Annotated in this window: 25 protein-coding genes; 8 read left to right on the forward strand and 17 right to left on the reverse strand. The window is 35.6% G+C overall.

Features of this window, described 5'->3' with window-relative positions; translation table 11 throughout:
• Positions 1 to 51 precede the first annotated feature (51 nt).
• The 5 genes from MZO21_RS07475 to tsaE form a co-directional block, all read right to left on the reverse strand.
• Positions 52 to 1,356 carry an IS4 family transposase gene (locus MZO21_RS07475; protein WP_248104251.1) on the reverse strand — a complete coding sequence of 435 codons (1,305 nt, stop codon included), beginning with the start codon at positions 1,354 to 1,356 and terminating at the stop codon, positions 52 to 54.
• Between the two features lie 105 nt (positions 1,357 to 1,461).
• Positions 1,462 to 1,977: an RNA chaperone Hfq gene (gene hfq / locus MZO21_RS07480; protein ID WP_154772792.1), complete on the reverse strand. Its 516-nt coding sequence runs from the start codon at positions 1,975 to 1,977 to the stop codon at positions 1,462 to 1,464.
• Between the two features lie 94 nt (positions 1,978 to 2,071).
• Positions 2,072 to 3,016: a tRNA (adenosine(37)-N6)-dimethylallyltransferase MiaA gene (miaA, locus tag MZO21_RS07485; protein WP_154772791.1), complete on the reverse strand. Its 945-nt coding sequence runs from the start codon at positions 3,014 to 3,016 to the stop codon at positions 2,072 to 2,074.
• 6 nt (positions 3,017 to 3,022) lie between these two features.
• Entirely contained in the window at positions 3,023 to 4,966 is a 1,944-nt protein-coding gene (mutL, locus tag MZO21_RS07490) for a DNA mismatch repair endonuclease MutL (protein WP_154772790.1), read from the reverse strand.
• On the reverse strand, positions 4,959 to 5,435 hold the full coding sequence (gene tsaE / locus MZO21_RS07495; RefSeq protein WP_154772789.1) for a tRNA (adenosine(37)-N6)-threonylcarbamoyltransferase complex ATPase subunit type 1 TsaE: 477 nt from the start codon (positions 5,433 to 5,435) through the stop codon (positions 4,959 to 4,961). The genes mutL and tsaE overlap by 8 nt, the downstream gene beginning before the upstream one ends.
• A gap of 130 nt (positions 5,436 to 5,565) precedes the next feature.
• Between tsaE and MZO21_RS07500 the strand changes: the two genes are divergently transcribed.
• Positions 5,566 to 6,474, forward strand: coding sequence for a pseudouridine synthase (locus MZO21_RS07500; RefSeq protein ID WP_248103522.1), 909 nt, complete (start codon positions 5,566 to 5,568; stop codon positions 6,472 to 6,474).
• 111 nt (positions 6,475 to 6,585) lie between these two features.
• Positions 6,586 to 6,921: a type II toxin-antitoxin system RelB/DinJ family antitoxin gene (locus MZO21_RS07505; RefSeq protein ID WP_154772787.1), complete on the forward strand. Its 336-nt coding sequence runs from the start codon at positions 6,586 to 6,588 to the stop codon at positions 6,919 to 6,921.
• A gap of 171 nt (positions 6,922 to 7,092) precedes the next feature.
• On the opposite strand, the gene MZO21_RS07510 is transcribed toward MZO21_RS07505, so the two are convergent.
• Positions 7,093 to 7,800, reverse strand: coding sequence for a pseudouridine synthase (locus MZO21_RS07510; RefSeq protein ID WP_154772786.1), 708 nt, complete (start codon positions 7,798 to 7,800; stop codon positions 7,093 to 7,095).
• A gap of 148 nt (positions 7,801 to 7,948) precedes the next feature.
• Between MZO21_RS07510 and MZO21_RS07515 the strand changes: the two genes are divergently transcribed.
• Positions 7,949 to 8,401 (forward strand): DUF441 domain-containing protein, encoded by a 453-nt coding sequence (locus tag MZO21_RS07515; protein ID WP_407060865.1) that lies wholly within the window; start codon positions 7,949 to 7,951, stop codon positions 8,399 to 8,401.
• Positions 8,402 to 8,443: 42 nt separating this feature from the next.
• Here MZO21_RS07515 and MZO21_RS07520 read toward each other — a convergent pair whose 3' ends face one another.
• A complete protein-coding gene (locus tag MZO21_RS07520; protein ID WP_154772784.1) occupies positions 8,444 to 9,364 on the reverse strand; it encodes a LysR family transcriptional regulator in 921 nt (306 codons plus the stop codon).
• A 207-nt stretch (positions 9,365 to 9,571) separates the two neighbouring features.
• Complete coding sequence (locus MZO21_RS07525) at positions 9,572 to 11,773, reverse strand: OsmC domain/YcaO domain-containing protein (protein ID WP_154772783.1); 2,202 nt, start codon at positions 11,771 to 11,773, stop codon at positions 9,572 to 9,574.
• A 413-nt stretch (positions 11,774 to 12,186) separates the two neighbouring features.
• Between MZO21_RS07525 and MZO21_RS07530 the strand changes: the two genes are divergently transcribed.
• Genes MZO21_RS07530 through MZO21_RS07540 form a run of 3 tightly spaced genes read left to right on the forward strand, consistent with a single transcriptional unit; the run spans position 12,187 to position 13,939 of the window.
• Positions 12,187 to 12,765, forward strand: a complete 579-nt coding sequence (locus tag MZO21_RS07530) for a nuclear transport factor 2 family protein (RefSeq protein WP_248103525.1) — start codon at positions 12,187 to 12,189, stop codon at positions 12,763 to 12,765.
• Positions 12,735 to 13,235 carry a chalcone isomerase family protein gene (locus MZO21_RS07535; protein WP_154772781.1) on the forward strand — a complete coding sequence of 167 codons (501 nt, stop codon included), beginning with the start codon at positions 12,735 to 12,737 and terminating at the stop codon, positions 13,233 to 13,235. The genes MZO21_RS07530 and MZO21_RS07535 overlap by 31 nt, the downstream gene beginning before the upstream one ends.
• Before the next feature lie 17 nt (positions 13,236 to 13,252).
• Positions 13,253 to 13,939, forward strand: coding sequence for a response regulator transcription factor (locus MZO21_RS07540; protein ID WP_154772780.1), 687 nt, complete (start codon positions 13,253 to 13,255; stop codon positions 13,937 to 13,939).
• A 44-nt stretch (positions 13,940 to 13,983) separates the two neighbouring features.
• On the opposite strand, the gene MZO21_RS07545 is transcribed toward MZO21_RS07540, so the two are convergent.
• The 8 genes from MZO21_RS07545 to MZO21_RS07580 all read right to left on the reverse strand — a co-directional run bounded on the left by MZO21_RS07545 (position 13,984) and on the right by MZO21_RS07580 (position 22,194).
• Entirely contained in the window at positions 13,984 to 15,309 is a 1,326-nt protein-coding gene (locus tag MZO21_RS07545) for a sensor histidine kinase (protein ID WP_248103528.1), read from the reverse strand.
• Between the two features lie 42 nt (positions 15,310 to 15,351).
• Positions 15,352 to 16,401 (reverse strand): SAM-dependent methyltransferase, encoded by a 1,050-nt coding sequence (locus tag MZO21_RS07550; RefSeq protein WP_248103531.1) that lies wholly within the window; start codon positions 16,399 to 16,401, stop codon positions 15,352 to 15,354.
• 8 nt (positions 16,402 to 16,409) lie between these two features.
• On the reverse strand, positions 16,410 to 17,189 hold the full coding sequence (locus tag MZO21_RS07555) for a DUF1295 domain-containing protein (protein ID WP_248103534.1): 780 nt from the start codon (positions 17,187 to 17,189) through the stop codon (positions 16,410 to 16,412).
• Between the two features lie 35 nt (positions 17,190 to 17,224).
• On the reverse strand, positions 17,225 to 18,421 hold the full coding sequence (locus MZO21_RS07560) for an SAM-dependent methyltransferase (RefSeq protein WP_248103537.1): 1,197 nt from the start codon (positions 18,419 to 18,421) through the stop codon (positions 17,225 to 17,227).
• Complete coding sequence (locus tag MZO21_RS07565; RefSeq protein WP_248103540.1) at positions 18,418 to 19,212, reverse strand: DUF1365 domain-containing protein; 795 nt, start codon at positions 19,210 to 19,212, stop codon at positions 18,418 to 18,420. The genes MZO21_RS07560 and MZO21_RS07565 overlap by 4 nt, the downstream gene beginning before the upstream one ends.
• 9 nt (positions 19,213 to 19,221) lie before the next feature.
• The gene (locus MZO21_RS07570) at positions 19,222 to 20,508 is read right to left on the reverse strand and encodes an NAD(P)/FAD-dependent oxidoreductase (RefSeq protein WP_248103543.1); all 1,287 of its coding nucleotides are present in this window, start codon (positions 20,506 to 20,508) and stop codon (positions 19,222 to 19,224) included.
• Positions 20,508 to 21,488 carry an acyl-CoA desaturase gene (locus MZO21_RS07575; RefSeq protein ID WP_248103546.1) on the reverse strand — a complete coding sequence of 327 codons (981 nt, stop codon included), beginning with the start codon at positions 21,486 to 21,488 and terminating at the stop codon, positions 20,508 to 20,510. The genes MZO21_RS07570 and MZO21_RS07575 overlap by 1 nt, the downstream gene beginning before the upstream one ends.
• A 145-nt stretch (positions 21,489 to 21,633) precedes the next feature.
• Positions 21,634 to 22,194 carry a lipocalin family protein gene (locus MZO21_RS07580; protein ID WP_154772772.1) on the reverse strand — a complete coding sequence of 187 codons (561 nt, stop codon included), beginning with the start codon at positions 22,192 to 22,194 and terminating at the stop codon, positions 21,634 to 21,636.
• A gap of 204 nt (positions 22,195 to 22,398) precedes the next feature.
• On the opposite strand from MZO21_RS07580, the gene MZO21_RS07585 reads away from it, so the two are divergent.
• Together MZO21_RS07585 and MZO21_RS07590 are read left to right on the forward strand one after the other, a co-directional pair.
• Positions 22,399 to 22,632: a TIGR03643 family protein gene (locus MZO21_RS07585; RefSeq protein WP_248103548.1), complete on the forward strand. Its 234-nt coding sequence runs from the start codon at positions 22,399 to 22,401 to the stop codon at positions 22,630 to 22,632.
• Between the two features lie 332 nt (positions 22,633 to 22,964).
• Positions 22,965 to 23,774 (forward strand): phytanoyl-CoA dioxygenase family protein, encoded by an 810-nt coding sequence (locus tag MZO21_RS07590; RefSeq protein WP_248103551.1) that lies wholly within the window; start codon positions 22,965 to 22,967, stop codon positions 23,772 to 23,774.
• Here the strand turns inward: MZO21_RS07590 and MZO21_RS07595 are convergent.
• A protein-coding gene (locus MZO21_RS07595; RefSeq protein WP_085940648.1) for an IS4-like element ISAba1 family transposase occupies positions 23,716 to 24,806 on the reverse strand; the annotation gives its coding sequence in 2 pieces (ribosomal slippage) (positions 23,716 to 24,266 and positions 24,266 to 24,806; 1,092 coding nt in all). The genes MZO21_RS07590 and MZO21_RS07595 overlap by 59 nt on opposite strands.
• Positions 24,807 to 25,058: the final 252 nt, after the last annotated feature.

Consider the following 25,058-nt stretch of genomic DNA (forward strand, 5'->3'; position numbering starts at 1 on the left):
GAGCTTTTCTCAAATATAAAAAAGCCTCTCAATTGAGATAATGCCAGTCAGTTAAGAAATTGACTGGCATTTTCTTGGATATTTTTGTGCTTTAATTTTCACTACTCGCGGACATTGCCTTTGCCTTTTTTCAGGTAATACAAATATTTTAGATTGTTCAAATAATTGCGCTAAATGTTTGGGTAGGTTTCCTGCTGATTCTAAAGGTGTGTGCCTTAAGATATTGATAATACTCATGGATGCAATATGGAAACTGATCCTTAAAGGACTCACCTTTGCATGTTCAGCGATAAACCTCATCTGTCTTCTTAAGATATTATATGCAATAAATACCCCCCACAATTCTTGATAGACCAAATCAGGTTGTTTGCTTCTTAAAATCCTTGCATCCTGTAAATCACTTTTAATTTCCCGATAACACATTTCTATTTCCCAACGCTGGATATAAAGCATTGCAAGGTCTTTGAATGGATAAACTTTAGAATCTGTTAATGATGTAATGTAACATCTTATTTTCCCTGCATATTCAACTTCAATTAAACGTGCTTCCCAATAGTCACCCAATGACGGATTTATCTTTTTTGCTCTTGCTGAAACAGGCATTTTGATCTGAAAGTCATGGGCCGCATTATGATGAATCACTTCATAACGCAGGTTGTCCTTTGCTCGCATCAACCAATGACTCTCTTCTGCCTGAGATTGCCAACTCACTAAAAAATCAGCAGAGAAGTAAGCACGATCAAATAGGGTAATACTGCGAACTGGTGCTTTTAATTGACTGGCTAAGGTTAATTCACCTTGATCCATACTGCCAATTTGGGCATCAATCATTTCATGTGTATTGGTATTCACTAGGCAAGTCGCTCTGACTTGTGGGTAAGGGGCAGCTGCTGTTTTGCCTTTGGATGAACCAAAGTGCTTAAAGTTTTCTTCTGTATGAGGCATAGACCAAACCACACCATCTACAGCACAAACGCATAGACCGTGAAAGTTGCTATATTGTTGTTGTGAGTCTTTAAACCATGCCTGACTTAATGTCGAAAATAAAGCACTCATGGGTTCTAATCCTAAGCGCTGTCTTGCTTGTACGGATGCACTCGGTACACAGTATTCTGCCGTACCGAAAACAAGTTGCAATTGTTGAACCACATACCAAATCGGCTGATTTCGAAATAGAGCAAGTCCGATCACCAGCCAAACAACATGTTCAGCAGGCAGTTTTCTTTTTCGAATTGATGCTTTACCTGTTTGGTTTAAGCAATCTTCAATCCAGTTTAAATCAATCAATTCACTGAATTGTGAAAGTGAAGGTAGGGTTTGTTTTAATGTTAAATCTAGATTCTGAGATAAATTCATAAAAAAAGAGCGTATTTACATACGCTCTTTTTACAGCATTTTAACTTTTTTTGCTTAACTGACTGGCATTATCTCAATTGAGAGGCTTTTTTGAGTATTCAAAAATTAACGATTATTTTCGTCTTCTTGAACATCATCAAATTTAGTTTCGCCAGCTTCAAAGCCACCTTGACCACCAAAGCCACCTTGACCACCGAAGCCACCTTGTTGACCAAAGCCGCCTTGTTGACCGCCAAAGCCGCCTTGTTGACCACCGAAGCCACCTTGACCACCGAAGCCACCTTGACCACCGAAGCCACCTTGACCACCGAAGCCACCTTGACCACCGAAGCCACCAGCTTGACCACCAAAACCAGCGCCTTGTTGACCACCAAAACCAGCAGCGCCTTGAGCACCAGCAGGAGCACCAGCAGGACGTGGATTACGTGCAGGAACAACAGTTGAAATTGCATGCTTGTAAACCATTTGGCTTACTGTGTTTTTCAATAAAACAACGTATTGGTCAAATGACTCAATATGACCTTGCAACTTAATACCGTTTACAAGAAAAATAGAAACTGGAATACGTTCTTTACGGAGAGAATTTAAGAACGGATCTTGTAACGTTTGACCTTTAGACATGTTATAACTCCAAAAATTTTAAAAATATCAGCGCAAAAACTATCTTTATTTTTCAATTAAAAATTATCAAAAAGACAGTGGTGTAAATTCTGCTTTAATCGTAAAAGTTTCGCAAGTCTTCTTGTGCTTGCTTTACTGTACAGAATGTTTGAATTGTATGCGTTTTTTGCAAAGATCTTAACCAAGTATATTGACGTTTTGCAAGTTGTCGTGTTGCAAATAAAGCTTTGTCTTCCATCTCTGCTATCTTATTGTGAGATCTATCACCATTTTTAAGAAAATCTAACACTTGGCGGTAACCAACTGAGCGCATTGATGGCAAATTTTCGTTTAAATCGTATTTTTCAATCAAGGACTCAACCTCACTCAAAAAACCGATATCCCACATTATTTTTAGTCGTTGCTCTATTCGCTTGTGCAATTCTACACGATCAGGCATCAATGCGTAGTTATGAAATTTGTAACGATATGGTAAGTTTTTAGGCTGTTCTGCTTGTAATTGTGTAATTGGCTGCCCTGTTAACTTATAAACTTCTAATGCACGAATAATACGCTGCTTATCACTTACATTAAATTTTTGCCCTGCCAATGGATCTATAGCACATAAATCTGCATAAACAACATCCCAACCTTCACTTTCTGCTTTTGCTTCAATTTCATCACGAATAGCTTGGTCTGCATTTGGTAAATTACTTGAAAGACCTTCGAGCAAAGCTTTGAAATACAGCATTGTTCCCCCCACCAAAATCGGTGTTTTTCCCTTCGCATGTATTTGATCAATCAATAAAGATGCATCATCTACAAATTGCGCAGCGGAATAAACTTCAAGAGGTGAAATAATATCAATCAAATGATGCGGATATAGCTCCTGCTCGGCTTTTGTAGGTTTTGCAGTACCAATGTCCATATCTTTATAAACAAGCGCAGAATCGACTGAAATAAGCTCAAAACCACCCTTTTCATATAGCTCACATGCCAAAGCGGTTTTACCACTTGCAGTTGGCCCCATTAAATTGATGACCGGCAATTGATTTGACATGTACAGCTACTCTCCTCGAGCAAAAAGTTTATCTAGTTGAGCCAATGGAAATGCTCGCCAAGTTGGTCGACCATGATTACATTGACTTGCAAATTCTGTTTGCTCCATTTGACGAAGCAATGCATTCATTTCAGACAGGCTTAACAATCGATGCGCGCGTACTGCACTATGACATGCCATTCCTGCCAAAATTTGATCTCGTTTTTGCAATAAAGCTTGGGCTTCATCATTTGGATCTAAATCATTTAAAAGTTCAGGAACAAGTGATTCAAAATCTGCCTTATGCAAAATTGCAGGTACGCCACGTACAATCACTTGATCATCACCATATTGGTCTATTTCAAGCCCCAAACGTGCCAATTGATCTTTTAATTCATCAATACGCATGGCTTGCATACGACTAATATTTATAACTTTAGGAATTAACAATTGTTGCGAAGTCCAAAATTCAGGTTTATCCCAAGCAGATTTCATTTGTTGCAATACAATTCGCTCATGTGCTGCATGCATATCAACAATAATTAAGCCTTCGGTATTTTGCGCAAGAATATAAATACCATGTAGTTGCGCAATCGCAATACCTAAAGGATGCTCATCGACCTTTGGTGCTGCATCAAAAGTACTTAATTCATGATCTGAAGATGTTTGATCTACATTTTCACGCAAAGGTGCTAAATAAGTTTTAAGCACATTATTGAGTTGCTGTGAACCCGCATACGAATTTCGATTTTGCTGAGCATAATGAACAGTAGGCTGACTGGCATTAAATTCGGTTAATAATTCCGTTGATACTTGTGATTCTTGCTCTGATGCCACTTGTTCTTTATGTAATTGGAACTGCTCTTGATAACGTGGTTGTGCTTGATAAGGTTGCGCTTGTTCCGCAACATCCAGCTTCATTGCAGATGATAAATCTGCTGTCGCGGTTTGAAATTGAGCTAATGTATTTTTTGCATAGTGACGAACAAACTCATGAACTTCACGTTGATTTAAAAAACGAATTTCATGTTTAGTCGGATGTACGTTTACATCAATATTTTCAGGTTCAACTTCTAAAAACAACAAATATGCTGCATGTTGATGTCCATGTAAAATACCATCATAAGCCATACGTAGCGCATGAGAGATAGTTTTGTCTTTCACAATACGACCATTCACATAAACATATTGTACGTCTGCTTGTGAACGTGCGTCTGAAGGATGACCAAGCCAACCTGTTAAACGCATAGAAATACTATCGGAATCTATCCAATATGCATTTTCTGTAAAAGCACGTCCCAATAATTGCTGAACGCGCTGATAACGAAGCTCGCCACTATCTGCAATAGGCAAATTGAGCTTTATTGTGCCATTGTGCTCAAGCACGAATCGAATATCAAAATGAGTAAGCGCTAAACGTCGAACTATTTCTTCAATATGACCAAATTCTGTGCCTGGTTTTTTTAAGAATTTACGACGCGCAGGTACATTAAAAAATAAATCTTGCACACGAATATGTGTGCCTTTTGGCGTTGCAACAGCTTGAATTTCTTGACGATCAAATGCTGTTCCATTTACTTCAACCTGATAACCAATACCTTCATCATTTTGGCTACTGGTTAAGGTTAAACGAGAGACTGCTGCAATTGATGCAAGCGCTTCACCACGAAAACCCAAACTTACAATCGCGTGTAAATCTTCAGAAGTTTGAATTTTACTAGTTGCATGGCGCATAACAGCCAAAGATAAATCATTAGGATGAATACCTTTACCGTTATCCATAATTTCTATAAGCGTACTTCCGCCCTGTTCAACACGAATAATGAGTTCGGTTGCACCTGCATCAATTGAGTTTTCAAGTAATTCCTTGACCACAGATGCAGGACGTTCAATTACTTCACCTGCTGCAATTTGGTTGGCTAATGCAGCATCAAGTGTTCGAATACGACGTACGCTTAATTCATCACGCATGCTTAAAAGCACTCTCTAAGGCTTGTTGTAATTCAGAAGATGAAGATGTAAGTGTCACAATACGTGTTAATTCATCTTCAGATTTTTCAATATTAATAATCAATTCTGCTTCAGGAATTTCTTCACCACCTTTCGATGGCCATTCAAATAAAAATAAAGCATTTTCAGTTTCTAAATAATCACGAATACCCATAAGTTCTAGCTCATAAGGATCGTTTAAGCGATATAAATCGAAATGAAAAATATCTTTACCTGAAATATTGTAAGGCTCAACCAATGTATACGTTGGACTTTTCACAGAACCTTGATGTCCCATACTTTGTAGTAAGTATCTGGTAAGTGTAGTTTTTCCTGCACCCAAATCACCAATCAAATAAACCACACCTTTGTTGAAATGTGTTGCCAAAACCTGAGCTAAATTTTGGGTATCATTTTCACTATTAAGCTGTAAATTAAATGAATACTGCATAATACTCACGATATGAAACAAAAGAATAATTATGATAGCATCGCACCGCTTTAAAGCCTATGTAAACGTAGCGAAATGTATAATTTTAATACGTGAAATTTTGACTGAAACACAACAGTTTGATGCCTAAATGATGAATACTCTCGAATTTTCACCACCAATGATTAATGGCGTGAGCGCAAGCAAGGTTTTTTTAGCAAAAATTACCACTGCACCAAGTAGCGTATTCGAATATTTATGTCAGGAATTCCACCATATTTCATCTAATGAATGGCAACAACGCTTTGAAGATGGCTTAATTTATGACGCTTTGGGAAATCGATTAACCATACAATCTGCTTATATTGCAGAATCACATGTGTTTTATTACCGCTTTTTAGCACATGAAATTCACGTGCCATTTGAACATCATATTTTATTTGAAAATGAACATTTACTTGTGGTCGATAAACCACATTTTTTAACCATGAGTCCTACAGGACAATATGTACAAGAAACGCTTTTAGTTCGATTAAAAAAACAAACCAATAATGAATTTTTAACACCAATTCATCGACTAGATAGAGAAACAGCAGGTGTTGTTTTATTTTCTAAAAAAGTTGAAAGTCGTGGGATCTATCAACAAATGTTTGCAGAACGTAATGTTCAAAAAACTTATCATGCAATTGCACCTTATAAAAAAGAACTTAATTTTCCTTTCAATATTCAACTACGAATGGAAAAAGGTGAACCTTTTTATATAATGAAAATTGTAGATGGCACTCCCAATAGCGAAACGGAAATCCAACTTTTAGAACATAACAACACTTGGGCAAAGTATTTATTAAACCCCAAAACAGGTAAGCAACATCAACTTAGAGTTCACTTAAATTCACTTGATATTGCAATTAAAAACGACCCTTTTTACCCAATTCTAAAACATAAAGATGATGCTGACTTTTCACAGCCATTACAGCTTTTAGCAAAAGAAATATCATTTACAGATCCTTTACTATTCACACAAATGCAGTTTAAATCTCAATTTGAATTGACACTGTAATTTCATCGTAATTACAGTGTGTGAAAATAAATACTGTATATTTATTGAAATTACGTTAAGTTCCTTTACAATAAACGCATAAAATTTAAGTAATTTGCCGTTATAAAAATCATGAGAAAAACTGAAGTTTATCAAGTCCGTTTGGACTCACAAGAAAAGAAACAAGCCTTTGCTGTATTCAAACAGCTAGGGATCACACCTGCTCAAGCTGTGCGATTGTTTTTTAAGCAAGTTGTGCTCACGAAATCAATCCCCTTTTCCATTGAAAATCAGAACATCAATCTTGAACAACTGATTAAATTAAGAAAGCTTAAACAAGAACAAAAAGGTTCAGATAATGAATCGGCAAATACATCGGTAAGTAATCATGAACTCATGTTGGATGATGATGACAGCGATTTATTTGAAGAATTAAATGCTTTATTAGGTGATTCTGACAAAGTTTAATATCTAAACTTCATCTAATTTTCTCATATATTTTTATTGTGCTTCATATATGAAATTCTATACATGGAGTAATTTAGAATCCGTCTAAATTACTCCATGTTTTTATTATTAGATTTTAAAACTTCTAAGCATGTTTTAAATCTAGTTTCAAATAACAATACAATTTACAGATTATTCATCTCTTTGCTTAGCGAGTTGAATTTGCTCTTCAGTTAAATAAATCCATTCACCTTCTGCAATATCACCCAAATCAAATTGCCCAATTTGTTGACGATGTAAACTTTCAACTTTATTTCCAACAGCAGCAATCATTCGCTTCACTTGATGATAAACACCTTGATGAACCGTCATTTGTAATTCATTTGAACTTAAACGAGTGACATCTGTTGCTGCAAAAATACCAGTTTCGTTACGCAGCTCTACGCCTGCTTCTAATTGCTGAACTTGCTCATCTGTTATTTCATCAGCCGTAAGCATTTTATAAACTTTAGGGACATGCTTTTTGGGATGTGTTAATGCTTGAAGAAATTGACCATCATCGGTTAACAGCAGCAAACCTGTCGTATCTTGATCTAAACGTCCAACACATTGAATACCACGGTTCATTAAAATGTCATCAAATAAATCGAACACACTAAAATGATGTGTCGCTTGATGTGAACATTCATAACCTTTTGGCTTGTTCAGCGCGATATATACTTTCTCTCGGTAAGTATATTTCTCTTGGTAAACTTCAAACTCTAAATCATCTAGTTTTAATTTTTCTTTAGGATTATCTACAACAACACCATTAATACTTACAGCGCCATTTTTGATCAGTTGCTGACAATGTTTTCGCGCACCAAAACCCTGTGACTGCAACATTTTTTCTAAAAACATAATCAACACCTAAAAGCACATCAACATAAAAATCATGTGCATTCTATACCGAAAAACTTAATTATTCTTATGTTTCCATATCACCACAACATCAACACTAAAAACAGCTACAATTCACTTTAATTTTAACGCCTAAGCCACATTTATGATGTCCAATTTAGATCTGAATTTAATTGTCTTACTTGTATTATTAGCATGTGGAATATTCAGCCACAATACTGCTGTTACAATTGCTGCGGGTGTTTTAATTGTATTTAGAATCACCCCTTTAAGTGAGTTCTTTCCTTACTTGCAAGCACATGGTTTAAATATTGGCATTATTATTTTAACCATTGGCGTTTTAACTCCTATTGCGAGTGGAAAAATTTCAGGCGAAGCGATTATAAATTCTTTTATGAGTTGGAAATCTTTATTTGCTATTGGAGTTGGACTTTTTGTAGCTTGGTTAGGTGGTCGTGGCGTAACATTAATGACGCATCAACCCAATGTTGTTGCAGGCTTACTCATTGGCACTATTGCAGGCGTTGCTTTATTACGTGGCGTTCCTGTAGGACCACTCATTGCAGCAGGTATACTTTCATTGCTCATTGGTAAATCATAAATTTATGATTTACCAACTGAAACGCATCATTTAAAACAAAAATTAAGATGAATAATAAGAACTACGTTTTTGTGAAAATTTCTCAAGATGCTTTAAGAAACCTTCGAAATAATTTTTATCTTTTTCTTCAGTTCTAAAACCTGCATACAGTGTACGGCGTAAACCAATTGGTGAAACACAACTTAAACGCTTAGATGTCACCCATCCCTTTTGTTCATATTCATTGACCACCCAATCTGGTAAAGCAGCAATCCCTCGACCACTTGCAACAAGCTGAATTAACATTTGCGTTAAATCTGTTGTACGAACAGACTTTGGCATAATGTTCGCTGGCAAAAATAGCTTTGCCATAATATCTAAACGGTGCTTATCTACAGGATAAGTAATTAAAGTTTCTTCTGCTAATTCTTTCACGGTAATGTTTTCTGCACGAACCAAAGGATGCGTATTTGAAAGAACTAAGCGAGATTCATATTCAAAAATTGGGAAATATTCAATTCCCTTTAACGCAATTGGATCTGCGGTAATAAGTAAATCAAATTCTGAATTTTGTAATAATTCATGCGGATTTGCTTCAAAGCCTGATGCAAAGTCTAAATCTACATCTGGATATTGATGTCTATACTGATTTAACAAAGGCATTAACCAATCAAAACAACTATGACATTCTGACGAGAAAATAATTCGTCCCGTTTGCCCATGCACAATTCGAGTAATATCAGACTGTGCAAGTTGAATTTGCGGCAAAATATCATCTGCCAACTTTAGTAATCTTTGCCCAACATTTGAAAACGTCACAGGACGACTACGTCTATTTACAACCTCAACACCATACCAATGATCTAATTCTTTTAATTGATGTGAAATTGCAGATGGCGTTAAACATAAGTCACTTGCTGCAGCAACCAATGAACCATGCTCTCTTAAAGCAATAAGCGTTTTTAAATGACGAATTTCTAACATAAAGCAATCCAATTTATCTTGAAGATAAAAAGTTATAAATGAATTTAATTCATCTTATCATATTTTTGGTTATTTTTATTCACAGTAAAATTCACCTGTTGAAATTTGGCTCATTTATTCATTTTCATTCATATTTCCTTATAAGTTTAAGAAATAAAAAAGCCCCTTTTCAGGAGCTTTTTTATTAATCTTTTTACAATTTAAAAATTAAGATACAGCGACAAACTTTGCACGTGCTGCATGTAGTTTTTTATAACTATCAATTAAACGTAAATGACGATCTAAACCTTCAAGTTGCATATTTGTTTCAGTTAAACCATAGAAACGAATGCTTCCATCCATTGAACCAATTACAGCATCCATACGTTCATCACCAAACATACGGCGGAAATTAAGCTCAAAATCATTTAAGTCTAATTCATCATCTAACTCTACTTCTAAAACAACATTCAGACATTGATAGAACAAACCACGTTCAACTGTATTGGTGTTGTATTGAAGGAAAGTTTCTACCAATTCTTTTGCTTCTTCAAATTGTTGTAATGCAATGTAAATTAACAATTTTAATTCAAGAATTGTAAGCTGTCCCCATTCGGTATTTTCATCAAACTCAATACCTATGAGTGTTTTGATTTCAGTGTAATCGTCTACTTCAACTTCTTCTAAACGCTCAACTAAAGCTTCAAGTTGCTCTTCATCTAAACGGTGAATATTTAAAATGTCTTCACGGAATAAAAGTGCTTTGTTGGTGTTATCCCAAACTAAATCTTCTACAAGATAAACTTCAGAATAATCTGGCACTAAAATACGACAAGCCGTTGCACCTAAATGTTGATACACCGCCATATAGCTTTCTTTGCCTAATTCTTCAAGAATTGAGAATAATGTAGCCGCTTCTTCTTCATTGGCATTTTTGCCTTCGCTTGAGAAGTCCCACTCTACAAATTCGTAATCCGAATTTGAACTAAAGAAATGCCAAGACACTACACCGCTAGAATCAATAAAATGTTCTACATAGTTATTTGGCTCAGTTACTGCATTTGAGCTAAAGGTTGGTTTTGGTAAATCGTTTAAGCCTTCGAAACTACGGCCTTGTAGCAATTCCGTTAAGCTACGCTCTAAAGCAACTTCAAGTTTAGGATGTGCGCCAAATGAAGCGAATACACCGCCTGTACGTGGATTCATCAGCGTTACACACATGACAGGGAATTGACCACCTAAAGATGCATCTTTCACTAATACAGGGAAACCTTGCTCTTCTAAGCCTTTAATACCTGCAACAATACCTGGATACTTCGCTAGAACTTCTTCAGGAACATCTGGAAGTGTAAGTTCACCCTGTAAAATTTCACGTTTTACAGCACGTTCAAAGATTTCAGATAAACACTGAACTTGTGCTTCCGCTAATGTGTTCCCTGCACTCATACCATTTGAAAGGTATAAGTTTTCAATTAAGTTCGATGGGAAATAAACCGTTTCACCGTCTGATTGACGTACAAATGGCAAAGAACAAATACCACGTGCCGTATTACCCGAATTGGTGTCGTATAAATGCGTACCTAAAAGTTCATCTTCAGGGTTATAAATTTCTAAAGTGTATTCATCTAAAATTTCTTTTGGTAATTCGCCATTTGGACCTGGTTGGAACCATTTTTCATCTGGATAATGTACGAATTCTGCATTGGCAATATCTTCCCCCCAGAATTGATCGTTATAGAAGAAGTTACAATTCAAACGCTCAATAAATTCGCCCAAAGCCGAAGCCAAAGCACTTTCTTTTGTTGAACCTTTACCATTGGTAAAGCACATTGGAGATTGTGCATCACGAATATGAAGTGACCACACATTTGGCACAATATTACGCCAAGATGCGATTTCAATTTTCATGCCTAAACCTGCCAAAATTGCAGACATATTGGCAATGGTTTCTTCAAGCGGTTTATCTTTACCTAAAATATATGTGCATTTTTCAGAAGCTAGGCTTGGCATAAGTAAAGCTTGAGCATCAGCATCAATGCTTTCTACTTCTTCAATAACAAACTCAGGCCCTGTTTGAATCACTTTTTTAACCGTACAACGGTCAATTGAACGCAAAATCCCTTGGCGGTCTTTTTCTGAAATATCCGCAGGCAATTCGACCTGAATTTTAAAAATTTGTTTATAACGATTTTCAGGATCTACAATATTATTTTGAGATAGACGAATATTGTCTGTTGGAATATCACGTGCAGCACAATAAACTTTTACAAAATATGCAGCGCAAAGTGCAGATGAAGCAAGAAAATAATCGAATGGACCCGGTGCAGAACCATCACCTTTATAGCGAATTGGCTGATCGGCGATTACTGTAAAATCATCGAACTTTGCTTCTTGTCGAAGATTGTCGAGATAATTAACCTTTATTTCCATGCATGCACCTAAATATTCCTATATGTCTGCATCGACATATAAAAATCTAAATTTTGTAACCTAAGCCGTTTCAAATAGATGAGTTTGACTTAAAAAGATGTGACTTATGCGAAATTCAGTTGATTCACCAAATTTAGCATTCGTAATAATGATCGCTATTATAAAGGGATTTGAAGATATATATAACCGTTGTCTGAGAATGAATGTTGTCTATAACTTATGAATCTTAAACTGCCATTTAATCTACAGCTGATACTTTTTATAATACGAACAAAATATGACTTAAATAAAAATGATAAATTTCAATTAAAAAAACAATTTCCATCTTATTTCTTTATTCCAAAACTCTTCACACTCTATTCACACATGCCTACTTAGAATCTTAAAAACAAGCTTAAATGTGGAATATTAAGATGAAACATACAAAGAAAATTGTACTCGCTGCACTGACCATACCCGTACTTTGGCTATCAGGCTGTAAAAGCATTCCAAGTTATTCATCGGACTATCAACAAGCAAGAACTACTATACAAGGCGTAATGTTAGATGATCAAAAAGCCTTTGATATTGGTGCACGTTTCACAACAACATTTGACACTTTAGGTACACCCAATTTCGTTGAAAATGCCACTAACTTGTATGAAGAAAAACTATTTATAAATGACACACTCTCACAGTTTTCTTCACGTGAAAATTTAGTAGAACATTTCAAAGGCATGAACAACCGAGTTAGCAATGTAACGGTTACGCTTCTCAACACTTCATATTATCAAGATTCAGCGTACGTACATTGGTCTATGGCGTATGATTTCAAAATTTTTGGTACAACTCGCACTATGGCATCTCATGGTATTAGCGAAATGAAGATTAATGAAAATAATAAAATTATTTTCCAACAAGATTTTTGGGATCCAGCTGATGGCTTATACCGTTCATTACCATATGTAGGAGGTACTTACTCATGGTTACTCCCTTTCAAAAAATTACCTTAATTTCCAGCATACTGATAGCCTCTGCTATCAGTATGCCTAGCTTTGCCAAAACTGAAAAACAGTGTGGTAATGGTGAATTACTTGTGAGTAAAAAAATTGTAGGTACAGCAACTTACGCAGCTGAAAATTGCAATAAGCCTTGGTTAGGACAGAATATTCAGATGGAATTTAACTATACTGAAAATATTCCTGAATGGGCTTTTAAACGTGCCGCAACACATTTTCTGAAAAGAAATATGAATAACTTAAAAGATGATTCCGCACTTCACCAAGTTACGGCACTTTATCGACCTGTAAAAAAAGGTGATGTATATAAATTATCTTATGTTCATGCAAATCAAACATTAACCTTATCTTTAAATAATCGTGTTTTGGGTAAAGTTAAAGATCCACAAATCCAGCAATATTTCGTAATTTGGCTAGGCAAAGCGCCATTTAGTGCTAAATTGAAACAACAATTGTTAAATTAAGTGCAGAAGCAAAATTTATGTCAAAGCATTTTATTCTTATGGTCGAAGATCATCACGAATTAGCATCTACATTATGTGAATTTTTAGAAGAACATGATTTTGTGGTCGATCATGCACGTAATTTAGATGCAGCACGTAATTTACTAAAACAACGTCCCTATCACATGCTCCTTCTAGACATTAACCTACCTGACGGTTCTGGCTATGATTTGTGTGAATGGTTACGTAATCAAGAAAGTATGGATATTCCTGTATTAATGCTCACAGCACGTGACACCTTAGATGACAAACTGAAAGGTTTTAAATCTGGTACAGATGATTACTTAGTTAAGCCTTTTGACTTTAATGAATTAGTGATGCGTGTTAAAGCTTTAATTAAACGCTCATTAGGCGAAGTTTCAAACCGTGAACTCAGAATTTCAGATTTAGTTTTAGACCCTGGACGCCAATATGTAAGTCGAGCTGGGCAAGCAATTGAGTTACCACCTATTCAGTTCAAATTGCTTAAACTGCTTGTACGAAATGCACCAAATGTCTTAACTAAACAAGAAATAATGATGGAACTTTGGGGCGATGAAGAACCTGAAAGTGATGCTTTACGAAGTCATATTTATAATCTTCGTAAAATGATTGATAAACCTTTTGAGCAAAAATTGATTCAGACCGTTTCGGGTGTTGGATTAAAAATTTCTACAGAAACTTAAATTTAAAGCTGATTAAATCGGTAGACCACTTCAAAGATGATCTTTTATTGATTCAAATACACCACCACAATTAAACCTGTGGTGTTTTCTAAATCTAAATCATGATGTGTATGTAAATAATATTGACGATCAAACAATTCAACACGCCAGCCTAGTTGCTTACAAAGCTTTTGTACCAACTGTAAACCAATTCCATGACCTTTAACTTCTAATTGCAATTGAAGTCCAGATAACTCCTGCACTTTTGCATCATTTGGTAATGGAATACCAATGCCATTATCTGCAATAAGAACTTTATTCTTTTGTAAAATAACGTCTATTTGTGAACCTTGAGAATAATTTAAGGCATTACGCAAAATATTTCCAAACACCATTTTGCTCATAGATGGATAAATTTTACGGAGCTTTTCATCTTCATCACTTTTCAAATTAATTTGAATTCCTTTTAGCTGACTTGAAGAATTTAAATCTTGAACTAGATCATTTAAAAAATCTGAAAGTCTTGCTTCTTCAGCCACCAATGTATTTGTTGTATTTCGTGCAATTGCTAAAAGTGTGTCTACCAATAATTGCATATCTTCAATTGTATTATGCAACCGTGTAAACGATTTGGTTTCGCCATAACGCGTCTGACACAACTGCACATTACCTTTTAAAATGGTCAGCGGTGTTCTAAGCTCGTGACTTACATCTCCCGTAAATTCACGCTCACGGTTAATAAACTCACTTAAAACTTGATGATATTTTTCTAAAGCTTGTTTCAAATATTCAGCCTCCATATTGGAGTCTGTACTAATACCCTGAAATGGAGATGCTTCTTTATTTTGATGTTCCCAATCAATATTATCTAAAGCATTGGCTAAACGTGTAATTGGAGAAAAATAGCGTCTTGCTCTACGGTTCCACCACCAAAGCAAGCTATATAAAACAAATAAGCTGACCATAAGTGGGGCAAGACCAAATAACCAAACAAGCTTATTAACGTTGCTTTCACCAAAGACTAAAAAAACATGCTGACCATTACGTTCGCCATACACAGTCATACGGTCTTTACCATCAATAAAATGACGACTTACACCATAATTTAAATGCATGTTTTGAAACTTAACGGGTACGTCTTTTTCCCAACGATACCCGTATAAATTTTTAGTATCGGGTAAATCTGCATTCGGATTACGCTCCAAACGCTCCCAATAATGCGCCATTTCCTGTTCTAAGGCAGTTTTTAGTAATGTTCCTTTTATCACCCATGCACTACAGGTAATACCAATCACCACCGAAAGTGCAATAAATCCTATTTGTAGCCAGTAATATCTATTAAAAACCTCACCTAAAGGATGAGCGCGTTTGTCGCGAAATAGCTTCAACATAAACTCATCTCTCCAGTGGTTTTTAATAAAAATATTTAATGATTATACGGCTTTATTCTTAAACAAGAAGTGACCAATTACCCATTCGCGACCTTGATCTAAACCGAATAATTCAGCACATGCCATAAAGAAAATACGCCAACGCTGCCACCAAGCCGCAGCATCTTTACCGTAAGTCATTTCAAATAGCGGTTTAAGACTTTGTTCTTGCTGATCCATATTGTCTAACCAAGCATTTGCTGTTCGCTCATATGCTTGACCCGACCATTGCCAGTGCTGTTCAAGCTGTAAATGATCTTGAAAATGCAAGAAGGTAGATGCTGATGGCATTAGACCTCCACTAAAGAAGTACTTAGACATCCAATCATATTCATTTTTAATTTCAAATGGATAATGTAAAAAACGATGGCAGAAAATATGACACCAAAGCAATCCATCTGGTTTTAACCAAGTGCTAATTTTTTCAAATAACTTTTGATAATTACGTACATGCTCAAACATTTCAACCGATACAACACGATCAAAAGAGGCTTGATCAAGTTCTAAAACATTTACATCGCAAGTAATTACGGTCAAATTATTAAAGTTCTTCAGGCGTGCCTGTTCTTGAATATGAGCACGCTGTGTTGCAGAGTTTGAAACAACGGTAATCTTCGCATTTGGATAATGCTCCGCCATCCATAAACTGAGCGAACCCCATCCACAACCAATTTCTAAAATCGCTTGCCCATCTTGTAATTGTGCACGCTCACAATACGTTGCTAAAGCAAATTCTTCTGCTTCATCTAAGGTTGTAGATGCCTTATTAAATAAACTTGCGCTATATTTTAAACGCTTACCCAAAACTGCTTGGAAAAATTCAGTTGGCAATTCGTAGTGCTGTTCATTGGCTTTATCTGTTTCTATGGCAATTTCACTGCTTTTAAGCATGTGTAAAACGTCCATATATCGCTTTGCAGCCAGTTGAGGATCATAACGACCTTCTTGAGTAAGACGCTTTTTACTTAATGCACGAATTGCAGCGCGAATTGCTTGATCTGGAATTTTTCCACTTTCAATTAGCTTTAAACTTTGTTGAATCATAAAGTCCATTTGTTTACCTACTCTTTGGGTTGCCACGGAATAAAAATAGAAGTACGTCTTTGATAATCTTTGTAATTGTCACCACGATGTTGCAAAGCTTGTTGTTCACTAAATGGAATGCCTGTCACATAATATAAAAACAAGAACATTAGAATTGGGTAAATCCAAAGACTATACACACCAGCCGCTAAACCAATAATTGGATAAGCAAACCAATGTAACCATTCAAAAAAATAATTAGGATGGCGTGAATAACGCCATAATCCTTGATCCATTGTTTTCGCTTTATTTTCAGGATTTTGTTTAAAGCGATACAATTGTTCATCTGCCAAACTTTCACCCCAAAATGCCACCAACATAATGATTGCAGCAACTACAAGATAAATTATGGTTGATGAACCCCATTGCTCCATTGGTATATTTAACAATGCCAACATTGGATAAGAAAAAAGAACAATTAGCCCTGCTTGAAATAAAAAGAAAGCTAAAAAACCAAGATGTTGATATTTACCCATAGCACGGCGCATGTTGGCATAACGGGTGTCTTCTTCAGTTTCATGACAATAACGACGTAATAAATGCCATGCTAATCGAAGAAACCATATTCCGCTTGCAACAGCTAGAAACACTCGAACCATAAGCGGTGCTGTTTCAAATATTAGCGATGCTAAAATTACATTGAGCGCAATACCAAATGCCCAAATTACATCAACTAAACCTGCACGTTTGTTATAGCTCACCCATAACCAAGCACAAAGCATCAGAAAAACATTGAGCCATATAAAATTAATAAACATGTGCTACTCCCGATTCATCTGATTTAGCCAATGTATTAATAAGAACTTGCCTCAAATAGCAAGTGAACATCACTAATCACACCTTCTTTAAAGCCACCTTCGCAGTAGCACAGGTAAAAATCCCACATGCGAATAAAGTCTTCATCAAAACCGAGTGCTAAAACTTGTTCACGTTGTGCAAGGAATGCATCACGCCAATAATGCAATGTTTGTGCATAACTTTGACCAATATCTTCTAAATGTTTTAAACGTAATTTTTGTTCAGATGCTGCTTGAGTCATCACGCTAATGCATGGAATAAAGCTGCCTGGGAAAATATAACGCTTAATATAATCAATGGTTTTTAGCGCTTTTTCATAACGAGCATCTTCAATGGTAATAGCTTGAATAAGGGCAAGACCATTTGATTTGAGCAGTTGACGACACTGTTTGAAATAGGTTGATAAATACTGTTCTCCAACGGCTTCAATCATTTCAATGGAAACTAATTTGTCGTATTTGCCTTCTAACAAACGATAATCTTTAAGCTGAATTTCAACACGATGTGAAAGACCCGCTTCTTCTACACGTTTAACAGCTTCATCGTATTGTGCTTGCGAAATGGTAATAGTCGTTACTTTGCAGCCATAATGCTGTGCAGCATAAATTGCAAAGCCGCCCCAACCACTGCCAATTTCAACCACATGATCGAGTGGTTTTAGTTGAAGTTTCTGACAAATAAGTTCTTTTTTATAATCTGAAGCCTGTTCCAAAGTCATCTCTGGATCTTTAAAAACAGCGCTTGAATACATCATGCTTGGATCTAAAAATAATTTGAAAAAATCATTACTTAAATCATAATGATCTGCGATATTTTTACGACTTCCCTCAATTGAGTTTTTACGACTGCTATACCAAGCCTTCAAAAATAATTGACTTACTTTAGAAAATACATTTTGATTCATTCGATCAAGCACATCTCTATTTCGTGCCAAAATCTGAACCACTTCAACTAAGTTTTCGCTTGTCCAATATCCCGAAATAAAACCTTCTGTTGCACCTAACACACCATTACGAAACAACAATTCAATCAATTTTTTATCGTGAACATGAATAACAGCTTTTAAATCACTTTGTTCACCAACCGTGCCATTCCAAACCCCTTTAAATATGATTTGACCATGACGTAATTTAAGCAAATGACGTAAAACAACTGGTAGTGAATCTGATTCACCCATAACAAGTGTCTTCATAGTTTAATCTTTCCATTATCTTTTTTAGGGTGCCGATAAAAAGGAATTTTCTTCTTCCATAAACGAAAGGCATTTATATAAATTCCTATCACCATTTTGAACGGCTCCAGTACACTTGAAATAGCATAATGCGTCTGTTGTGAAGGAAATGTGATGGGCTGTAATGAAAACCGCATAGTTGCATCAAACTGCAAAACACCTGTTTGAAACAACTGCATATGAATAATGGTCTGTTCATCTGAAAAGCTAAATTGCCAACGGTAATCTAAATCCATAGGCATAAATGGCGAAACATGAAACTCTTTTTTAAACTCGAATTGATGACTTTGATAAGATGACTTCTGCACCGCATTTTCACGACAGTCATGAATATAAACTTTACGTTCATTCCAAGGCGTATTGGTAATTTCACTCAATACAAAACATGGGGTTTTGGCATTATCAAAGACTACATAAAACACAACAGAATTAAAGCGAAAGCCGAGCGTTCTAGGCAAAGCTACAACTCGAATTTCCATATCTGGCTTAACAATGAAATCCTTTTTTTTAAGTAAAATTCGTTGAACTTTTTGACGAATATTCCCCGATTCCATATTTAAAAAATCATGTTTATTTATGGTCAACAAATTCCATCGCTTTGTTGACCATAAGTATGATTTTTGACTGAATTCCTCAATTTTATCTGGGTCAAAGCATAGATATTTGAGCTGCGCAGAAAACTCATGTGAATTAGGCAAATAACGTCTATGCCTAATATGACTGTGTGCAATTGCGAGACTATATCTATGCATGTGATGCTCCTATGCTACAACTTGTGTGGTTTTAAGAATGTCATCTACCACCCAAGAAGCACTACGCGCCCCATCTTCATGGAAGCCCCAACCCCAATATGCGCCACAAAATGAACTTCGATTTTGCCCATTAATTTCCATCCAACGTGACTGAGCATCTATAGCTTTTGCATCAAATACAGGATGTCGATAATGTCTTTCTACAAAAATATATTTCGCATCTATATCGAAGTTTGGATTTAGCGTTGAGAAGATTTGTGTTTTGCACTTTAAATTTTGTAGCTTATTCATCCAATAACTAAAACCATAATGGATATTTGAGTTTTGGAATGGCGTTTGCTCTAACGATTTACTTTGAGTCACATGAACATGCCAACTTGCCCACTGTCGCTTAGATTTCGGCATAATATTCGTATCGCAATGTACAACCATACGATTATTTTGATATTTAAAATGTCCAAGAACATCTTGTTCAAGTTCTGTCGCATCTTGCATTAAAGCAAGCGTGTCATCTGCATGACTGGCAAAAACAACCCAATCAAATTGTTCCGTTGCATTATCTGTTTGTATTAACACTTCATCTTTTAAACGTGTAACTGAATTCACACCAAATTGTTTAAACTTAATATTTTTACATTGTGCTTGTATTGCACGAACATAGGTTGAAGAGCCACCTTTCACGGTTTGCCATAAAGGTCTATCTTTAAGTTGCAACATTCTATGGTGCTGAAAAAAGCTCACAACAAATTTATATGGGATATTTCCTGCTTGCTCAGGTGGACAAGACCAAAGTGCACCACACATTGGATACAAATGTTCTTGACGAAATGCTTCGCTATAAGCATTTTCATTTAAATATTCTTCAATACTTAAATCGGCATCGTAACTGCTTACATCAAGGTCTTTATTCGCTGCATAAAATTTAAATAAATCCGACAACATATTGCGGAAATTGGCATTGAGAAAATTTTGTGGACGACACAATAAAGAAAACTTTTTTGAAGGATTATATTGCAAACCCGTCACTTGATTATTTACAGAAAACCCCATATCACTGCTTTGCGCTTCAACACCAAGCTCTGCAATCATTTGGCTAAACAACGGATAATTATGATAATTGAAAACAATAAATCCGCTATCTACAGAAACTTTTTCACCGTTAATATTGAGTTCATGCGTATCTGTATGCCCACCCAAATATGAGTTTTTTTCAAACACCGTGACTTCATGTTTTTGGCTTAATTTCCAAGCGGCATACAATCCAGAAATTCCTGAACCAATAATGGCAATTTTCATCATACTTCCCCAGATTCATTGTTTTTGATGCTTGTCATGTCTTTTTTAAGTCTTCGTTTTTGAGAAATCTTACTTACTTCATAAATTCGTACAGGAATTGGTTTCATTCCCCAAACAAGCCCGAACCAAGACATAATTTTTAAAATGTAATAGGTCACATCAATTTGCCACCAATAGAAACCTTGGCGTGTACTTCCCGCATAAAAATGATGATTGTTATGCCAACCTTCGCCTAAGGTAATAATGGATAAAAATAAATTGTTTCTGCTCTGATCTTGAGTATCAAAATCACGGCGACCATAAAGATGCGCCAAAGAATTAATACATAAAGTTGCATGAATCAGCAGAACTGTAGATACAACAAAACCCCAAACCAGAAGTTGTAAGCCCGATGTTCCCAACTGAGGATGTGCAACAAACAACCACTCACCCAATAGATAAATTGAGCCTGCAGTCAGTATCACCACAATCATACTAAACCGATCTAACCAAATAAGTTCTGGATATTTCAACCAATCTTTAATCACTTCTTTACGCGTGGCAAAGTTATAGTCATTTAAGAACCACCCCACATGACTGTACCAAAAACCATGTGTCGATGAATGTGGATCCTGCTCTGTGTCTGTAAAACGATGATGATAGCGATGATGTGCTGCCCACCACAAAGGGCCACGCTGTGCGCTCATTGTTCCTATTAGGACAAATATAAATTGAATAAGGCGAGAGGTTTGAAAAGTTTTATGCGATAAATATCGGTGGAAAAATGCGGTAATTGAAAACATACGAATGATGTAAAACGCTAGCATGAATAATACTGCAAACCACGATACGCCTACCCAAAACACAGCCAAACAAGCCAAATGCAGTAAAATAAATGGAATAATTCTGACCCATTGAATTTTTGCATTTTCGGCTGAAGTGGTTTGTATAGATGTAGGTATCGACCAACTATCTATCCATCGCATCAGACTATTCAACATGAATCATTCCTAGTTCAAATTGTTGTGTTCATTTTCATAAGTTTAGCGATGAAAAGATGAATTTTATGTGAAGCTAAATTTAGAAATAAAAAAAAGCCGAACTAAAAAAGCATAAGTTCGGCCTATAAAGAGAAAATTATACAAATTAAGGTTGTTGTGGAGTTCTAATCAATTTCTCAACATCATAACCATATTGTTTTGCAGTATTTAAATAAGACTGATATGTCGCATCATCAATTTGAGCATCACGCGACAAAATCCATAAATATTTATCACTTGGCCCGCCAACAAGCGCAACTTTATACTCAGGGTCTATACGAAGAACCCAATAATGACCTTTGGTAAATGGCATCCATCTTAAGCCTTTAGGTAAAAAACTCACTTTCAGTTTGCTATTCCCTTCATTTTGAGAATAAGCCACGCCTTCCGAGCTAATTTTTCCACCATCTTTCGTACTACAACTGTTTAATACAGTCATAGTTTTGTCAGGATTCACGGTATATTGTGCTTTGGTGTTTGCAACACATTTACGTTGAAAATACATAGGTAAATGGGCAATTTCGTGCCATTGACCTGCATAACGCTGAATATCAACTTTATCGACTGCTTGCGGTGTAACTGTCTGGGCTTGTGTAGCTATGGAAATAGCTAAGCCACTTAAAGCCAATGCTGTACCAGCAAAAATTGATTTTATTGCTATTTTCATATTGTTATACCTGTAAATAATATTAGATGACTTTTCCATCTTCAATGTAAAGTTACTGTTGTGAATAAAGTGTGAAGTTACTGAATTTAAATTATTTTAATTAGACTAGCCTTTAAAAATTCACATAATTTTGACGTGCTTCCTATTATTTTTAGTTCAAGTTTATTGTGAATACATATTTTGAATGAAATATAAGGACGAAGAATGTCACAGTCTCAAAAAATATTAGATGCTGATACATCACGTATTATAGAAATGGCTTGGGAAGATCACATTCCTTTTGAAGCAATTGAACGTGAATATCATCTTAATGAATCTGCCGTTATTCAGCTCATGCGTAAAGAGTTAAAATTAAGTAGTTTTAAAATGTGGAGAAAGCGTGTAACAGGACGCAAGGCTAAACACTTAAAATTAAAACAAGATGTAGATGTTGCATAGTATTTATATAAGCTTTGAAAATTAAAAAAGCACTTAGAGCTTTAACCTAAGTGCTTTAAAAATTGGTGTGTCATACAAAAATAAGCATCTAATTTATTGTTTTAAAATTAGTTTATAAAAAATTAAAACACATACATCGAATCTTATTATTTAAATAAATATCAAGTTATTACCTATATTTATCACACTACTTATTAAATCTCTTTTTACTTTAAAAAAAACGAATTAGTACTTCTTAAATTGCGTATTTCTTCGCGCCTACTTTGGTGCTTATATTCTCTTTAACATCAAAACTTAAAGTCCAATGTAAACCTCATTTAGGAGCAGTAAGCATGTTGAAAAATGAACATGAATTATTTGAGCGAGATGGTGTGGTTATCATCCGTGGATTATTTAAAGACTGGATTCCTCTGCTTGAAACGGGTGTAAAAGAAAATGAACAAAATCCAGGACAGTGGTTTCGTGACTACACCCCCGCGCAAACCGAAGGTAAATTTTGGGCTGATTATTGTAATTGGCAACGAATTCATGCTTTCAACACATTTGTAAAAGATAGTCCTGCTGCTGAAATTGTAAAAGCCATTATGGGCTCTCAATCTGTTCGAATGTTTCATGAACATGTATTGTTCAAAGGTGTAGGCTCAGCTAAAGTCACACCTTGGCATCATGATGCTCCTTATTATCCTGTAGATGCCAAACAAACACTTAGTCTATGGATTCCACTCGATCCTATTTCACGTGAATCTGCTATTGAGTTTATTGCGGGTTCACATTTATGGGGTAAACATTTCAAACCACAAAGTTTTAATGGTGAATACTACAATCATGCAGGTTCTAAACAAGAAATGTTACCCGATATAGACAACCATCGAGAAGATTACAATATTTTAGGTTGGGCGCTTGAACCTGGTGATGCAATTGCTTTTAATTATTTAACTATTCACGGCGCGCCTGGAAATTTATCGAAAGAACATTCGCGTCGTGCTGTGTCTTTTCGTTGGTTAGGTGATGACGCTGTTTATATGAATAGAGGTGGAAAAACATCTCCGCAGTATCCTCATTTAACTCTGTACACGACAAATTTCACAGAACCCTTATCCTATCAGGATTCTGCTTTCTTAAAATTGCCAAAATTTCCTTAAACTCTTCTTTTTTCCCAAAACCAATTAAACGCTGAATCGCCATTTGAACATAGTCTAAACCATAGCGAAATAAACTCATTGAGAGTCGTCCATGCTTCTTTATTTTTATCGCTTTTTTTTGATTATGTTGCCATTCACCCGTTAAGTAACACCAACAGAAGCTTATAGCTAACACCGCAATCAATTTTTTCACTCGTCTAGGGTCTGTCAAGCGCGTATTTTCAAGATTAAACCCGCGTCCTTTGAGACAACTGAATAAGGTTTCAATTTCCCAGCGTAATGCATAATCCTGAATAGCATTGGCATTAAACTGAGGAGAAACGACGAGTAAAAGCTCTCCATTTTCTAACTGTAGTGCACTTATATATAGTTTCACCCGACCAACCAAAATCCGTCGTTTACGACATTCAATTTGACCAACTTTAAGATGGCGAAATAAATCACTAATTTTATGATTCTTTCCTAAATGATTGGTGACAATGAAGTTTTTTTAACACGAATGCAGAAGTTGATGTCTTGTTCAATTAACCATGTAAACCACTGCTCACCGATAAACTCTCTGTCTGCGAACACATTCACAATACGGTCTTTACCAAAAATGGCTATAAAGCGTTGAATCAAAGCAATACGCTCTTTCGTATCTGAATTTCCACGTTTATTAAGCAATGTCCAAAGGATAGGTATCGCTATTCCACGATAAACGATTGCGAGCATCAGGATATTAATATTTCGTTTTCCCCATTTCCAATTGGTTCTATCTAAAGTCAGTTGCACTTGGTCGAATGAAAACATATTGAAAATCAACTGAGAAATTTGACGATAATCAAAATACTGACCTGCAAAGAAGCGCTGCATACGTCGATAAAATGATTGTGGTAAACACTTGATGGGCAAGGCTTTAGATGCAGAAGAAAGATTACATGTTTGCTTTAAAATAATCACAAGCATGATGAGCGCAAAGCACTTTAAATGTGACTTGTTCCATTTTAGAGATTTGTTTAAGATAAGATATAACTCATTGAGATGTGTCATAGTATTCGTCGTTAGAAAACAATTATTGTGACATTATTTCAATGAGTTATCTATTTTTGTCGTGTACAGAGCTCATTTAATTAATTTTTTAACAACAGGTGACCCATTACCTGAAGATGAATTTCCTTTTGTCGCTTAGTTATTTTTAAATTTTTTAAGCAAACTTTCCTCCATTTGCTTTCACCAATGTTCTCCCATTTAGAGCATTGGTTTTTTTATATCTGCTATTTTCAATGAAATATTGAGGTAATA

Source organism: Acinetobacter portensis (genome assembly GCF_023158935.1).
Taxonomy (GTDB): Bacteria; Pseudomonadota; Gammaproteobacteria; order Pseudomonadales; family Moraxellaceae; genus Acinetobacter; species Acinetobacter faecalis.